This window comes from Peribacillus deserti (genome assembly GCF_016909175.1).
GTDB classification, from domain to species: domain Bacteria; phylum Bacillota; class Bacilli; order Bacillales; family DSM-1321; genus Paraperibacillus; species Paraperibacillus deserti.
The window spans coordinates 21,264-37,394 of record NZ_JAFBFI010000003.1 but is presented as its reverse complement, the minus strand read 5'-3'; the positions used below and the strand labels follow the sequence as shown (position 1 = coordinate 37,394).

At 43.8% G+C, this 16,131-nt stretch carries 14 protein-coding genes; all 14 read right to left on the bottom strand.

Annotation, left to right across the window (positions count from 1 at the left end; genetic code table 11):
- Window positions 1-3 precede the first annotated feature (3 nt).
- Complete coding sequence (locus JOC77_RS04570) at window positions 4-963, bottom strand: C-terminal binding protein (RefSeq protein WP_204539295.1); 960 nt, start codon at window positions 961-963, stop codon at window positions 4-6.
- 69 nt (window positions 964-1,032) lie between these two features.
- On the bottom strand, window positions 1,033-1,980 hold the full coding sequence (locus JOC77_RS04565) for a U32 family peptidase (protein WP_204539292.1): 948 nt from the start codon (window positions 1,978-1,980) through the stop codon (window positions 1,033-1,035).
- On the bottom strand, window positions 1,977-2,888 hold the full coding sequence (locus tag JOC77_RS04560) for a dihydrodipicolinate synthase family protein (RefSeq protein ID WP_204539289.1): 912 nt from the start codon (window positions 2,886-2,888) through the stop codon (window positions 1,977-1,979). Before JOC77_RS04560 ends, JOC77_RS04565 begins: the two co-directional genes overlap by 4 nt.
- Before the next feature lie 17 nt (window positions 2,889-2,905).
- Window positions 2,906-4,054: a galactonate dehydratase gene (gene dgoD / locus JOC77_RS04555; RefSeq protein ID WP_204539286.1), complete on the bottom strand. Its 1,149-nt coding sequence runs from the start codon at window positions 4,052-4,054 to the stop codon at window positions 2,906-2,908.
- Window positions 4,055-4,119: 65 nt separating this feature from the next.
- Complete coding sequence (gucD, locus tag JOC77_RS04550) at window positions 4,120-5,586, bottom strand: alpha-ketoglutaric semialdehyde dehydrogenase GucD (protein WP_204539283.1); 1,467 nt, start codon at window positions 5,584-5,586, stop codon at window positions 4,120-4,122.
- Between the two features lie 20 nt (window positions 5,587-5,606).
- The gene (locus JOC77_RS04545) at window positions 5,607-6,764 is read right to left on the bottom strand and encodes a UxaA family hydrolase (RefSeq protein WP_204539933.1); all 1,158 of its coding nucleotides are present in this window, start codon (window positions 6,762-6,764) and stop codon (window positions 5,607-5,609) included.
- Window positions 6,765-6,768: 4 nt separating this feature from the next.
- Window positions 6,769-7,068, bottom strand: a complete 300-nt coding sequence (locus JOC77_RS04540; protein ID WP_204539280.1) for a UxaA family hydrolase — start codon at window positions 7,066-7,068, stop codon at window positions 6,769-6,771.
- Window positions 7,069-7,079: 11 nt separating this feature from the next.
- Window positions 7,080-7,967: a fumarylacetoacetate hydrolase family protein gene (locus JOC77_RS04535; protein ID WP_204539277.1), complete on the bottom strand. Its 888-nt coding sequence runs from the start codon at window positions 7,965-7,967 to the stop codon at window positions 7,080-7,082.
- A 35-nt stretch (window positions 7,968-8,002) separates the two neighbouring features.
- Window positions 8,003-8,767 carry an IclR family transcriptional regulator gene (locus JOC77_RS04530; RefSeq protein WP_204539274.1) on the bottom strand — a complete coding sequence of 255 codons (765 nt, stop codon included), beginning with the start codon at window positions 8,765-8,767 and terminating at the stop codon, window positions 8,003-8,005.
- Between the two features lie 68 nt (window positions 8,768-8,835).
- A complete protein-coding gene (locus tag JOC77_RS04525) occupies window positions 8,836-11,031 on the bottom strand; it encodes a dihydroxy-acid dehydratase domain-containing protein (protein WP_204539271.1) in 2,196 nt (731 codons plus the stop codon).
- A gap of 15 nt (window positions 11,032-11,046) precedes the next feature.
- Window positions 11,047-12,300, bottom strand: coding sequence for a hypothetical protein (locus JOC77_RS04520; protein WP_204539268.1), 1,254 nt, complete (start codon window positions 12,298-12,300; stop codon window positions 11,047-11,049).
- Between the two features lie 131 nt (window positions 12,301-12,431).
- A complete protein-coding gene (locus tag JOC77_RS04515; RefSeq protein ID WP_204539265.1) occupies window positions 12,432-13,682 on the bottom strand; it encodes a nickel pincer cofactor-dependent isomerase, group 22 in 1,251 nt (416 codons plus the stop codon).
- Window positions 13,683-13,711: 29 nt separating this feature from the next.
- Window positions 13,712-14,773, bottom strand: coding sequence for a TRAP transporter substrate-binding protein (locus JOC77_RS04510; protein ID WP_204539263.1), 1,062 nt, complete (start codon window positions 14,771-14,773; stop codon window positions 13,712-13,714).
- A gap of 68 nt (window positions 14,774-14,841) precedes the next feature.
- Window positions 14,842-16,122 (bottom strand): TRAP transporter large permease subunit, encoded by a 1,281-nt coding sequence (locus JOC77_RS04505; protein ID WP_204539260.1) that lies wholly within the window; start codon window positions 16,120-16,122, stop codon window positions 14,842-14,844.
- Window positions 16,123-16,131: the final 9 nt, after the last annotated feature.

The following is a 16,131-nucleotide window of genomic DNA, read 5'->3' as shown; positions in this document are numbered from 1 at the left end:
TTCTTACGTTAACGCGTAGGGTGTTTTTTCACCGCTTAGAACGTGAACGATATTTTTCGCTGCTTTTTGCCGAAGCTCTATCATTGCTTCTTCTGAATACCAGGCACTATGTGGAGTAATGATCACGTTATCCATTTTAAGGAGGGGACTATCAAGGCTGATAGGCTCATTTTCTGTCACATCCAGTGCAGCACCGGCAATTATGTTATTTTCAAGTGCATGGGCAAGAGCTTTTTCATCAATGATCGGTCCCCGTGCTGTGTTGATAATTACCGCGTTTTGCTTCATTTGATTAAGTCGCTCTTCGTTAATCAAATGGTATGTTTCATCAATGAGGGGAACGTGGACTGACAAAAAATCGGATTCTCGGATAATTTCATCCAGTTCCATTTTTTGAACTCCTGCAGCTGCCATGTCTTCTTCAGATACGAAAGGATCATACGCTGCCGTTTTAAAGCCGAGCGGTTTTACTTTTTCGATAAATCGGCGGGGAATACGGCCCAATCCAAGTACACCTACCGTTTGCTCATTAAACCGATGAATAGGAACAGATGCTTTAAAGTCCCAATTTCCCTTTTTTACTTCATTGTTTAAAATAGTGACCTTACGTGCCCACGCTAATAATAAGGCAAGTGCGTGATTGGAAACTTCCTCCATGCCGTAATCTGGCACGTTTGCAACGGTTATGCCTTTTTCTTTTGCGGCATTCAAGTCAATCGTATTAACACCAACTCCGTACCGGGAAATTATTTTAGTATGTTCCAGTGATTCAATTACCCGGCGTGATACCGGCGCATACTGATTTAAGATTGCATCTGCATATTTTGCCTGCTCAATCACTTCATCCTCTGTCTTGCATTGAGCTTTAATGAATTCAATATCAATCCCGCTCTCTGCAAATACTTCTTCTTCATATTTTAAATTTTCAAATTCATAATCTGTCAGCAAAACTTTAAATGCCATGTGTATGCACCCCTTCAATTTATTAAGAGATTCCTAAAATCCAGGACCCTCCTACCGGAATTTAGTTCGTTACCTCGCTGCCTCTTTGTGGACTCTGGCAATGCCAAGTCCTTCTGCTCCAAGCTTTGATGTTTTAGCTTCCGGATAATAACGCTCAATCATTTGAATGCCCAGTGCAGCACGACGGACCCGCTCTTCGGCAAGTGAGATATTTGTGCTTTCCCATTGTTTCCCGGAAGGATACACATCTGGATGATTACGTAGACCAAATTTAATATAAACCGGCGCCAGCACACGGATAATTTCAGGGATTTCATAATAGCGCAGAAACCCGCCGAAGGTATCCGGCACTTCAACATATAAATCTATCGGAATATCAATCGCCTGGCGGATCGCGGCTAATTTAGGAAGAGTCAGAGCCGATGGCACGTTATAGGTATCCGCACCGATATCTTCCATTAATTTTACGGAAACTGGATTAGCAGCTCCCATTTGAACAGATACTTTGACCACAAAGTCTTCTGGCAGCTGTCCTTTTTTCTTCATTTCTTTTGTCAATAGAAGCAGGCCTTCATCGGCAACAAGTGCACCCCGCAGGCCAAGTGCAGCGCCGCGCTTCAAGTCTTCCATGGCATATACAAGCTGATCGGCTCCCTCATGACGGAGCGCCTGTGATTTTCCTCCTGGAGTCAACGGACCAGCACTGACGTCCCATGTACCACGCGGTCCGACGAACAAGCTTAGTTCCATGCCGCGCTCGGCTGTCAATTCGCACATTTCCCTAATTTCTTCGTCTGTTTGCAGCATGATACCGCTGCCTTGGGACACACGGTGGATGGTCAGACCGAGCCGGTCAATTTCTTTCAATGTTTGTTTTAAAGCAGCAGGTCCCTCAACACTTGGCAGTTCAATACGGTACTGTGCACCGTCCGGAAATGTTTTTGTTGATGTTGGCAATTCTTGAAAATCGGCAGATGGATAGCCTAATTGTTCGAGAAATTCGCGTGATTCTTTCATAATTGAACACCTTCTTCCTGTTTAATAGATTGTAATAGAGCTGCTACCTGATCACGGAGATCCGCTGGGAAAACATCGCACGGGGCACGATGGCCGGCTGCCGTATTAAACCAGCGCTGATGCACGGCCTCTTTCATAGCTGTAAAATAAGTTGGTGTGAAGGTATACAATTCCATTAGTTTTGATAGAGTTTGATGATTTTTCTCTGCCAGGGCCAAATTCCCATTTTGATAGGAATTATACAGGTTAACCGATATTTCCGGCGCAAAGACTGCGCTTCCATTAATACTTCCCGATGCCCCGATCATTTGTGCCGGAAGCAGATGTTCATCAAAAGCCGAGAAGACGCGGAAGTCACTGCGTACTTTTCTAACTTCCGTCAACACTTGACGAAGGTGCCCAAAATCACTGACGGTTTCTTTAATTCCGGCTATGTTTGAATGTGCTTCAGCTAATTTTTTTATCAGCTCCACCGGCAGGTTCTGTCCGGTTAGAAGCGGTATGTTGTAGATGAATACCTGCAGTTTGGTATGATTGGCTACAATCGAATAAAAACGGTAAAGCTGCTCATCTGAGAGCTTCCAATAATAGGGGCTTACCACAAGAACGCCGTCTGCTCCGTGCTCTTCTGCATATGAAGTCAGCTGAAGAACTTCTTTTAAGGCGGTATGGCCGACACCGACCATGACCGGTATCCGGCCCTTAATGTGCTTAATCATTTCCCTCACGTAAAGCTTATGTTCTTCTGAAGTAAGAGACGAAAATTCTCCTGAACTACCCATTAGCAGAATACCATGAATATTTTGAGAAATTAATAGATCGATATATTGCCTGTTCAACTCAAGATCTAAATTCCCCGCTTCATCGAATAGTGTGACAACCGGTGGTATTATTCCATGAAAATTCAATATATGCTCCTCCTCGTTTACCATTCAGCGATACTTCCATCTTCATGCCGCCAAATAGGATTTTTCCAGTTATGCCCGATTTTGGCTGCCTGCTTCATTTTTTCTTCATCAATATCGACACCGAGACCCGGTTTATCAGGAATGCTTACATAGCCGTCTTCATATTTGAACAACTCAGGGTTTTTCATATAATCTAGAATGTCCATTCCTTCGTTGTAATGAATCCCCAAAGACTGTTCTTGAATGATAAAGTTAGGCGTGGAGGCGGCCAGATGAAGCGATGAAGCTAGTGTCATAGGCCCAAGCGGGCAGTGCGGCGCAATGGATACATCATAAGCTTCAGCCATAGCGGCAATTTTCTTTCCTTCCAAGATACCGCCTGTGTGAGATAGATCCGGCTGTATGATATCCACATAGCCGTCCTGGAGGAGCTGTTTAAAGCCCCATCTTGTATACATTCTCTCACCTGTCGCAATTGGGCATGTGGTATGCCAGGCGATGTCACGAAGTGCTTCATTATTTTCTGGCAGAACCGGTTCTTCTATAAACATAGGCCGGTATGGTTCCAGCTCTTTTACGATCGTTTTTGCCATTGTTTTATGAATGCGGCCATGAAAATCAACACCAATGCCAAAATCTTTTCCTACCGCCTCACGAATGGATGCGACCCGTTCAATAACCGCTTCAACTTTTGAAAAGCTGTCTATGTAATTCATTTCTTCAGATGCGTTCATTTTAACAGCGAGAAAGCCTTGTTCCTGCTTTTCTTTAGCCGCGATAGCAACATCGACCGGACGGTCCCCGCCTATCCATGAGTACACTTTAATTTTTTGGCGTGCCTTGCCTCCAAGCATTTCAAATACAGGAATTTGATAATATCTTCCTTTTATATCCCAAAGCGCCTGCTCAATGCCTGAAATAGCACTCATTAATATAGGGCCGCCGCGATAAAAACCGCCCCGGTAAAGAGTTTGCCAGATATCCTCTATTTCATTTGGATCACGGCCATATAAATAGGAAGCCAGTTCATTCACGCAGGCTTTCACCGTTTCCGCCCGCCCTTCAACTACCGGCTCTCCCCAGCCTGAAATGCCTTCGTCTGTCTCAATTTTTACAAACAGCCAGCGCGGCGGGACTTTATATAGGGTAATATTCGTAATTTTCATATAATACCTCGCAAACTTTTTTTATAAAGGAGGTTTCCAATTCGGAAACCTCTTGATCTATCACATTATGAGCCTTTTATGAATACCGTTTTGATTGCTGTGAAGAATTCTTTAGCGGCTTCGCCTTGCTCCCGTGAACCGGAACTGGACGCTTTCATGCCCCCGAATGGTGCCTGAAGCTCAACGCCTGCGCTTTCAGCATTTATACGGACAAGCCCCACTTCAATCTCATCGATAAACTCAAGGATTGAATTGATATTAGAGGTAAAGATTGATGCGCTCAATCCGTATTTAGTATGATTGGCCATTTCAATTGCTTCCTCCAGATCCGCTGCCTTAATTAGCGCGATAACTGGACCAAAAATTTCTTCTTGAGCAATCTCCATGTCGGTTGTTACAGCTTCAAAAATGGCAGGCGTTACATAAAAGCCGCTATCATATTCCCCCCCTGTTAATACTTCACCGCCGTATACAAGCTTTGCGCCTTCCTGCTTTCCAATCTCGATGTATTTTGTTACTGTATTGAACTGGCTTTCACTTGCGCAAGGGCCCATCCAAATGCCATCTGTCAGAGGGTTCCCCACCGTAATTTTTTCTGCTGCTTCGACCAGTTTTTGTTTGAATTCATCATAGACCGTTGATTCCACGATTACTCGGCTCGAGGCGGTACATTTTTGGCCGGAGGAACGAAACCCTCCGCTGATGACTGCTTCTACCGCTTGATTGATATTCGCCTCTTTCGTTACGATAACTGGGTTTTTGCCACCCATTTCTAGCTGATATTTAATGCCGCGGGCAGAAGCTGACCTGGCTACACCCTTCCCGACATTTTCAGAACCCGTAAAGGTGATTGCGTTTAGAAGAGGGTGGTCAATTAGCCCCTGGCCGATTACTGAACCGGAACCTGTGATGAAGTTCACTACCCCTTTCGGGAAGCCTGCTTTCACAAGACATTCCATTACTTTGGCAGCGGTAACAGCTCCCTCAGTCGCAGGTTTCCAAACCACTGTGTTCCCATATATGAGCGCTGGAGCCATTTTCCAGATCGGAATCGCTACTGGAAAATTCCATGGTGTGATGACCCCGACAACACCCAGCGGGGTGCGTTTTGTAAACATGAGTGCATCCTTATCGGACGACGGGATAACATCTCCGTCTTTACGCATTCCCTCGGCAGCATAGTAACGAAGAATGGCAATCCCGCGCGCTGTTTCTCCTTTTGCCTCAGGAAGCGTTTTTCCCATCTCGCGTGTCATGGTTTCAGCAATATCATCCAGGTTTTCTTCTAAAATATTTGCTGCCTTAAATAGAATCTGGCCCCGTGCAGCCTGGCCAAGCTTTCGCCATTCCTTTTTGGCATTATGAGCTGCTTCTACCGCATCGTTTAAATCCTTTTCTGTCGAGCTTTGGACGTAGCCGACCGGTTCTCTATCTGCCGGGCTGATGCTTGTAATCGTTTTATCGGAAGCGCTTTCTAACCATTCATTGTTAATAAAGTTCTTAAATGTTTTAGTTGCAAATGTAGTTGCCATAATCTTTTAGCTCCTTTTTATTAAAATGTTGGCCCAATTCTCCAGATGCCGAAGTCATGCTGCTTTAAAATTTCCGCTTTAGTAAGTTTGCCATTGGAAACCTGCATGATTTCATGCATGATCCGCTTTCCGACATCATCCACTGTTTCTATACCATTAACAATTGTGCCAGCGTCTAAATCCATATTTTCATTCATTCGCTCAAACATTGGCGTGTTTGTTGAAATTTTAATAACAGGTGCAATAGGAGAGCCTGTCGGCGTCCCGCGGCCGCTTGTAAAGAGAACAACTTGCGCTCCCCCTGCAACCATCCCAGTCAATTGCTCGATATCATGGCCAGGTGTGTCCATCCATACAAGCCCCTTTTTCGTTGGCACTTGAGCATAGTCTATGACTTCCTCAAGCCGGGTTGTACCTGATTTTGTAGAAGCCCCCAGTGATTTTTCCTCGAGTGAGCTGAGGCCGCCCTCAATGTTTCCCGGACTGGGATTGCCGGTACGAATGTCTACGCCCATCTGAATTGAGCGGTTTTCCATCATTTTAATGACAGCATAAGCCTTTTTGGCAACTTGGTCGTTAGCGGCGCGATTGGCAAGCAAATGTTCGGCTCCAATGAGTTCAGTTGTTTCCGCTAATATTGCGGTTCCTCCCTGCTGGACGATCATGTCACTTGCCTTTCCTACTGCCGGGTTCGCTGACAAGCCGGAACAAGCATCCGACCCTCCGCATTCCGTACCAACAATCAGCTCACTGAAATCACATAATTCACGCTGCACCATCGAGGCATCCTGCACCATTTTAACCGCAATTTTTGCTACTTCTGCTATGGTCTGGAGTGTGCCTCCATGCTCTTGAATCGACACTGTTTGAACAGGTTTGCCGCATTTGGCAATTTCATCTCCAATTCGGTGCGCCTGATGAGTTTCGCAGCCAAGGCCAAGAACAATGACACCGTATACATTTGGATTCATCCCCATCCCGGCATATGTTCTAGCCGTTTGATCATAATCAGTACCTACTTGTGCACAGCCATGCTGGTGAATAAATGAAACCGTGCCGCTGACAAGCTCTGTTACACGCTGGGCTGTCTGTGTCGCACATGTAATCGTCGGTAATATTAGTACATGGTTCCTGACACCAACGCGCCCATCAGGTCTGCGATAGCCCCAAAACTGCATTTTTTCATTCAGCAATTTTGTCACCTCTTCCTCTTTTGCCTTCTAGATTATGAACATGTACATGTGCGCCGGCTGGAATAAAAGAAACTGCTGCACCGATGACTTCTCCATACTTAATGATGTCTGCTCCTTGATCAATCGCTTTAACTGCGAATTTGTGGCCAAATCGTATTTGTTCAAGCAGAGTGACCGTGATGTCTTCTGTATCTGTCTGTACAACCACTTCTGTATGTTCCGGTATATCGGATAAAGCCACGGCTACACTATCTTTATTACTTAAATACAGCGTTTTGTAGCTACTCATTCCCTCACCCCTTAAATGGTTTGCACAGCTTTGCTTTGGATGACCGGGTTGTTTAACACTCCAATTCCCGGTATTTCGACTTCTATACGGTCATGATCCTTCAAAGTAAATTCATTTGGCGGAACGACACACGTTCCTGTAAGGAGTACGGTTCCGTCAAAAATGGTGTTATCTAGCACGAGGTACTCTACAAGTTCCTCCAGTGTGCGCTTCAGCTGGTTTACCTGCGCTTCGCCTTCAAATACTTTTTCTTCATTTCGATAGATCCGGCAGATGATTTTCAGCTCATATGGATCTGAAACTGCTTCTTTTAATAATATGGAAGGTCCAATAGAACAGGAGTTCTTCCAAACCTTCGCCTGTGGCAGGTAGAGCGGATTTTCCCCTTCAATATCGCGGCAGCTCATATCATTTCCCGCAATGTACCCCAGCACAGTTCCTTCTTTATCAATGACTAAACCGAGCTCGGGCTCAGGAATCTGCCAGTTAGAATCTGAGCGCAGGTAAACGGGATCATTCGGTCCGACTGTTCTCGCAGCTGTTGATTTAAAGAAAATCTCCGGTCTTTCTGCTTCGTACACTTTGTCATAAAACGTCTGGCGGTCAAGTTTTCCCTGTGTTGCTTCATAATTGCGCGCTTCCTTGCTTTTTTTATACGTTACGCCAGATGCCCATACCTCTGGGGCATCGATTGGCGTTGTTAAATGAAGGCCTTCGAACGGCTGTGTATCTCCATTAGCAGCTATCTGTTCTATAATGTCAAATGCTGTTCTGTTTTCACGGCGTGCCGTTTCAATCAACGACATAAAATCTGTATACGGAAGATCTACTACTCTATTTTCATTCGTCACGGCAGCCAGTTGTTTCTCGTTTTCTTTTATATATCGAATAATTCTCATTAATTCATTTCCTCCTTGATTTCAAGTGCATGAATTTATATTTTTTGAAATTCATATCCGAGACCCTGTGAAATTTTACTGCTGCATTCTTTTAAAATCCCTACATAATATTCATGCGTTTCTTCCGCTTTAGACGCTGGTATGGATACACTCATAGCTGCAATCACATTGCCTGAATAATTTTTTATCGGGACCGCCAGGCAGACAATGCCCGGTTCATTTTCTTCATTATCGATTGAATATCCGGCAGCACGGACTTTTTCAAGTTCCGCTAAGAATTCTTCTTTTGATCCAATTGATTTCTCAGTTGGCCTCGTATACGAATAGCCTTCTAATAGCAAATCAAGTTCACTGTCCGTTCTGGCTGCAACAAGTGATTTCCCGACTGCACTTGTATGAATAGGAACCCGCCGTCCAATACGGGAATACATAACGGTTACCCCGCTGCCTTCCACCTTATCTACATAAACACCTTCCTGTCCCTCTAATACGACTAAGTGAACCGTTAAGTTGGTTGTCGCGGAAAGCCATTCAAGATGCTTTCTTGCAACATTGCGTAAATCAAGATGACCTAACACCATGCTCCCTCTCTCAAACAGCTTTAAACCAAGAGAGTATTTCCCGTTCTCTTCATTTTGTGAAATATATCGCTGTACCTGCAGCGTTTTTAACAGTGAATGAACTGTACTTTTATGCAAATTCATCCGTTTACTGATTTCAGTGATCGTTAATTCCCGTTCCCGCTCGTCAAATAAATCCAATATTTTTAAAGCACGCTCCACCGATTGTATGATAGGCATGTTTCCTCACTCCTTTAGACCTAAGTAGCCTTATTGTAACGGATTTATGACGAGCATGCTTTATTTTATTACTGAGTTGTTTCTAACAACACAATATCTTGCTCATAATCAAGCACCGCATCTTCAACAACGGCGATTGGAACAACCCCATTGGCTGCATCCGTGTGTCCATACATCCGGTTGCTTGCCGCCACCATCTTTTGGCGGACTTTCATACGTTGTTTTCTCTCTATACTTATTTCCTTTCTTTCTTCTTTCCAAGCTTCTGTAAAATCGTGCACAACCTCACCATCTATAAGCGGTAATGGATCAACAAAATCGATCCGGCCGCCCCGAAGCTGTAAATGGAGAATATCTCCTGTTTTCAAAATTCCAATACCGCCGCCTTCGAACGCTTCCGGTGTCATATGACCAATAGCAGCTCCATACGTCACGCCAGAATACCGGCCGTCACTGATGATGGTCGCCAGCTTTTTCATTACACGATTTGCATTAATATGCTGCATCGGTGTAAACATTTCTGGCATACCAAAGGCCACAGGCCCCTGGCCGGCAATAATAATAGCGAGTTTCAGTATTCCTGATTCTGCCATCTCATCAAAGAGTTCGTCATAAGATTTATGTTGAAGACGCAGCCATTCTTGTTCGTTATTGTACTTCAATGTTGAAAGCAAATGGTGATGCGGAAAAATCTGTTGTTGTTTTAATTCAGTGAGAAGATTTGTATCAAGCAAACTTTGATTCGCTTGATCTTCATTTTCGTAATAAAGGACAAACGCCAGCTTATCATCAAAAGAGTCAAGCTGAGGCGTAGGCATACCGCTTATTTTTACAACAGCACTTTCAAAGAAGTTTCCTTTTAACACATCCACCCCGCTGAACCCGCGTTTTGGTTCCGATAATATAACTGGGTTTTCTTTCACATTAACTGCTTGGAGACTGCGTGTAATTTCAAGACGCTCTTTCCACGTTTTCCCGACAACGGTTGGTGCATCCTGGTCCATCGGGACGCCATTTTCAAGAAGTTCATAAAAGAGAGTTTCCATTCCCCTGCTCGTACCGCTGCAGCATTGCATGGCCAGTGAGTATATGTCTCTGCCTTGTGTCAGGCTGTAGTCAAATAAATCAGGGATGGGATATTCATGATGAATTCGGTCAAGATCCCATAAGCTGAATTTATATCCTGCATAAAGCATGCCTGCAACAAGATGCATCATTAGATTAGTAGAGCCGCCCGACGCACTGTGGATCCGGACTGCGTTTTTAATGTTAGCCGCCACAATATTAGCCACGCCATACCGCTCATCATTGATCATTCCTGCAAAGCTGTCCAGCACTGCATTAATCTGCCGCTGGGACGGAGGGTCTGTAAGCAGCTCGACTGCCGGGTGAACCAGTCCAAGGCCTGCAACTAAATGGCGTGAACTATTTCCGGTTCCATTAAAAGCACAGATCCCTCCCTGGCCGTCACATGTGGCAACCGCGAGACGCATTTCAAAATATTTATGCTGCTCATGTGTTAAAATGCCGCGTTCATATGCCCGCTCGAAAACACCCTGAAATGCCGTGTTTGAAGAGCATTGTAGTATATACGCCATCGTGTCTCTCAGATCCAGGGCGACATCCGCTGCCCCTTCACTTTCTGCTTTTATCGCCAGCTCTTCCAGCTCCTGAATCACATCTTCCGGAATCGAGCCGCCCTCTAATACATGGGCAGGTGCGAAGGTTGCAAAAAAAGGCGCTTCTCCGCGGCTGCGGCGAACACGGTCAACATGAGCAAGAGCACTTACTACGCCAAGCGGCTGCTTGTCGCATCCTTGAATGACAAAAGCGCCATGGTAGCTATGCGCTTCAAGCTGATTCACAACCATTTGGGCAACAGCATTCCTGCTCTGAAGGGAATAGCTCATTCCTTGATTGCTCTGGGCTGTCCCATCGCACATAACCGGTGTCGAGAAATAAAAGGGCACACCCCCATTCTGCCAGATGCGGATGGCTGCCCGCGCAGAAGTTTGAAGGTCCATAATGTGGGCCGGATGATCGGAGGATCCGCCAATTATAGCAATACGCGGTGCATTCCGCTCAAGCCTCATATAAATTTCCTCAAGTGACCAATCCGGCTTCCCGCCTTCATAGGTTACACCCAGAGTCTGCTTGGAGCGATCGAGAAGGCCGGCCACCGTAATCGGTTCATTTGCCTTCCCTTGAACATTATCCCTATATGGATTTATATCGCTGTTAATATGGGGATATAATTGAGGCATTGTACCATTCCTTCCTTATTGTAACCATTCTAGTAAAAGTGCGAGAAAAGTCCCTGCACTGCTGAACAATAACGCAAACTTTATATTGTATAGCGAGACTCTATACGGGTTATCCTTTAGCAGCATACTCATTAGAGAAACACTGATATTATAAGGACCGCTCATCACGGTTGATAGGCTTGATGTGATCAGCACGATGCTCAGCGATACAGGGTTCAGCGAAGCTGCTGCCGGCTGTAATGCTTCCCCAATAATCGCCATTGTAACTAAGGGATGAAATCCTCCCATTGCCAGTAATAAAAACAAAATCTGAATAACCAAAAATAGAACAATTGGGACTTTCGAGAGCTCGGCGACTGGGCTTTGTAAATACTTCAACAAGTCTGATTCCTCAAGCACGCTGATAAAGAATCCTAATCCCAGAAATAAGACGATATAATTCTGTAATGAAGCGGTTTTTCTTTCCCACACCATTACACTGTATTTCAAATATGGTTTTAGTTTGTTAATTGTAATTGCCCAAAAAATAGCATACGGCAATATGGTAAGCGTTACTGAGGTAAGAAAATTCAAATGCAAATAGTTCTTAACCACCGTAACAGCTGCGATGAAAAGAAATAAATGGATGAAAAGATAGACTATATTTTTCAGAATCACCAACTTATTAAACGGAACAAACTGAACCGATGGGTCTAGGATATATTTCTTGTATCGTTTGGACAGCTGCCAATCAACTGTAAGCATCAAAACAGATAAAGTGAACAAATATGGAAGGATCCTATAATAAGATACATGTGTGACATCTATAGTTAATCCAACCAGTATTTCCATAGGACTCCATATCAGGCAAAGGGTATACCCTCTTAATATTAAGCTGGATAGATACTGTTGTTTAAAATGAGAAGCTTCTATTATGGGGTTTCGTTCGATAACTTGATGAACAAATGGGATAACCCCAATATTTAGAAACATTCCGATAATATATGAAGTTAGTGATCCCCGGTAATACATTTGGCTTAAGTTATGTGTTTTAAACTTAAGCAGTTTATTTACATTTCTGTCGTAATTTCCGACTCGAATAATACTATTCATAAATGGAAGCACCACAAACAGTGAGATCATGATTCCCATTCGGTTAAAGTAGACAGGTATTTGAATAAGCGGTAACTTATAGAAAATCATAATACCAATGCCTGCGGTGATAAATATGAAACTGGTTCTTTTAAACAAAAGAGTAGATTTAGAGAAAGAAAATGCTACTGAAACCATTCCCAATACGCCTGAGAAGTAAATGATCCACTCATACTGCAAAAATATAGAAAATAAATAAGCTATCACGAAAGCAGTGTAGAAAACTGTATAAAGAGAGATTCTCCGGCGAAAAAAGGAGGCGGTTATGCTCAACTCAAAATCAGTTCTAAAGGTTCAGAAAGAATCTCCACTTCTTCCTTTTCTTTCGCCTGGTTTAACAAACTTTCTGAAATCCAGATCTCTCCTACCTCGAGTGTATTCTTTATTCTGACTATTTTCGCTTGTTCTAAGTTAAACGCATTACAGGTTTTAATTGCCGCTTTTATAGCCAGCTCTTCCGTTTCTAATACCATAGGGAGTTTAATCACAGAAGTCACAGTGCTTGTAAGGGCATTGGCATAACCCTTTTCCCACACGATTTCATTCATAACAGCTTTTGTTGTCATATCTGCCATTCCAATTCCATTAGCATTGCCGTGTGTTTTTTCAGTTAGCCCAAGCACGACAATTCTAGTAACTTCTGGCCCTCCGCTGGCATATGGCGTCGCAAATCTGCCTGTGATATTAGGATCCATGCCGTCACCTGAAATATCTTTTCCAATTTCATCTACAATCAGAACGTCAATCGAATCGAAATAGATTTTTGGCATGAGGGATTTTGCCTCTAACAGCAGCGCCGGCTCTAATTCTTCCATTTTTTCCGCAGGGACCGCGACTATCTTGGCCGGCCGGTCATATGCATTTTCCAGGGATGCTAAACCAAAAATAATAGGTGCTTTTTCCAAGGTTATTTTCGTCATTTCTACGACATGTTCAGCCATGTACTTGAAACTAAAAGCATGGGCAGCCTCAGCACCTTTTTGTTTGCCCAGGCCAATCGTAATCATTTTCATCAGGCCGCTTTCTACTGGCCCTCTGAAGGCGGTATGAGGCTTTATTCTATTGATCACAACAATTTTATCTGCTTCATAGGCATACTTATCAATGTAAATAGGTAGACCATTTGGCAATTCACCGAGTTTGACTACTTCCATAGTGGATCGAATGGGCGCCCCGACTGCTTCTTCAGTGACACCAAGCTGTGCGAGAACATCAATCTGGCCTTCGGCTGTAGCACCGCCGTGACTTCCCATGGCAGGGACAATAAAGGGTTCTCCTCCTGCACTCTTGATTGCACTCACTGTCTCACGGGCAAGAATCGGAATCCCAGCGACTCCTCTGCTTCCAACCGCAATGGCAACGCGGTCTCCCGGGGAGACCCGGGAGAGTACATCTGCGTCTCTGATAGCTTTATGAACTTCACCCGATATGTCCTGCAGTTCAGGTGCTGCAAAATTTTGCTTGATCTTTACCATTTTCGGAAGACTAATTTCCTGCAGCAGCTCTGATATAATATTCATCCGTTTTCCTCCTCTTTCGAAGGCGGCAATTACTTGCTGCGAACTTTATCCACTTCAGCCATCATCTCGTCGACAAGCTCTTGGCCGAATTTTTCCGCATATTTATCATTCACTGGCTGAATGACCTTTTTCATTTTTTCCCGCTCTTGATCGGAAACTTCATTGATCTTCATACCTGCTTTTTCGAGATCTTTAATAGCTACTTCATTTTCTTTTCGGCTTACATCACGCTGATATTTTCCAGCTTCCTGTGCAGCTTCACGCAGGATTCCCTGCTCTTCTTCGGATAATTTATCCCAGAACTTTTTGCTCACCAGCATTATGAACGGCGTATATACATGCTTTGTAAGGCTTAAATGCTTTTGAACTTCATTGTATTTCTGAGATTTAATGGTTGAAAGCGGATTTTCCTGCCCGTCCACCGTTTTGCTTTCAAGCGCGGTAAAGACCTCGGAAAATGCCATTGGTGATGGATTAGCGCCTAACTTTTGAAATGCATCAAGATGAACCTCGTTTTGCATCGTCCGTATTTTTAATCCTTTAAAATCCTTCGCTGTTTTGACTGCATGCTTACTATTGGTTAATTGACGGAATCCATTTTCAGAATAGGCAAGTCCCACTAAGCCCTGTTCCGGTAATTTATCCATCAGTTTTTGGCCAACCGGCCCATCAAGTACAGCGTCTGCTTCTTTTTCATTATTAAAGACAAAAGGGAAATCAAAAATTCCGAATTCCGGAATCATACCGACTAGAGGCGATGTAGAGGGATTCGTAATTTCCTGTGTACCTGCCTGAAGTGCTTTTGTCATATTTAAATCATCACCAAGGGAAGCGTCAAAGAAATTCTGAACCTTCATTTTGCCGCCGCTTTTCTCTTCTACAAGCTCTTTAAATTTTTTCATTCCCTGGCCTTGTGGATGTGACTCATTGTTGCCGATGCCTGCCTTTATCGTACGCTCCTGAATTCCAGTTTCTTTCCCTGTAGAAGCCCCTGTCTTCTCACTGCTGCCACCACTATTGCTGCATGCACCAAGCAGCAGCATTCCTGGCAGCAATACTCCTAAAATCGTTCGTTTCACATTCTTGTTCATTTTCTTTTCCCCTTCCAAACTACGATTATATTAAAGCATTTCTTAAATTAGATCCCTGAATCCATAACTTAAGATGTAAACCACTCAAGCGGTACCATTACTAATGAAGGAAATAAGATTAACAATATTAAGACGACAATCTGCACAAGCAGGAATGGCCATATTCCTTTCATAATATCTTCCATACTAATTTTACTGATTCCACACATTACGTTTAATACGGTACCAACTGGCGGGGTAAGCAATCCAATCGCATTATTTAAAATAAACAATACACCGAAATAAACAGGGTCTATACCAGCCTGAATAACTACCGGCATTAATACAGGGGTAAGTATTAAAATAGTTGGTGTCATATCCATAGCTGTTCCAACAATAATGACTAACAAGTTGATAGCTAAAAGCAGCAGCAAAGGATGATCCAAAACTGGTCCGAGCAGCCCAATCATTTGAGCCGGTAAATTGGCTACTGTAATAAGCCATGATGACACAAGAGCTGCTGCTACCAGAAACATAACAACGCTGGTCATTTTAGCTGCATGAACAAAGACTCGGTGTAAATCGGATATCTTTAATTCCCGGTAGATTACCAGACCAACAAACAAAGCATATACTGCTGCAACTACTGCTGCTTCAGTAGGGGTAAATAAACCGCCTTTCAACCCTCCAATAATGATGACTGGCAGAAAAAGGGCCCATATTCCTTTTCGCATGGCTATCAGCATTTCTTTTATTGACTTGCGCGGCTGGACTTGTACCTTATCGCGCCTTGCTACAATTGCCCAGGTTATCGTTAGTCCTACTGCTAGTAAAATGCCTGGTACAATACCTGCCATAAATAGCTTTGTAATCGAAACACCACTCGCCACTCCGAAAATGATGAAACCTATACTTGGCGGGATGATCGGTGCGATAATACCCCCTGATGCTATTAAACCGCTGGAGCGGTTAACATCATATCCTGCCTTAACCATCATTGGTATTAAAATGGAACCTAGCGCGGCAGTATCTGCAACTGCAGAACCAGATAAACTCGCAAACAGAACACTGGCTATTATTGCTACATATCCAAGCCCTCCTCTTATATGGCCGACCATGGTCATCGCCATATCCACAATACGCCTTGAAAGGCCTCCTGCATTCATTAACTCACCAGCTAGCATGAAAAATGGAATGGCCATAAGCGGAAAATTATCGGCCCCATTTATTAGGTTTTGAGCGATGATCTGGCTGTCAAAATTCCCCATGAAGTACATTAAAGCAACACTGCTTACTAATAAGGCAAAGGCAATCGGCATCCCAAGAGCCATTGCTCCTAGTAAAGAGCCTACAAATATTCCTACCGTCATGCTGGATTA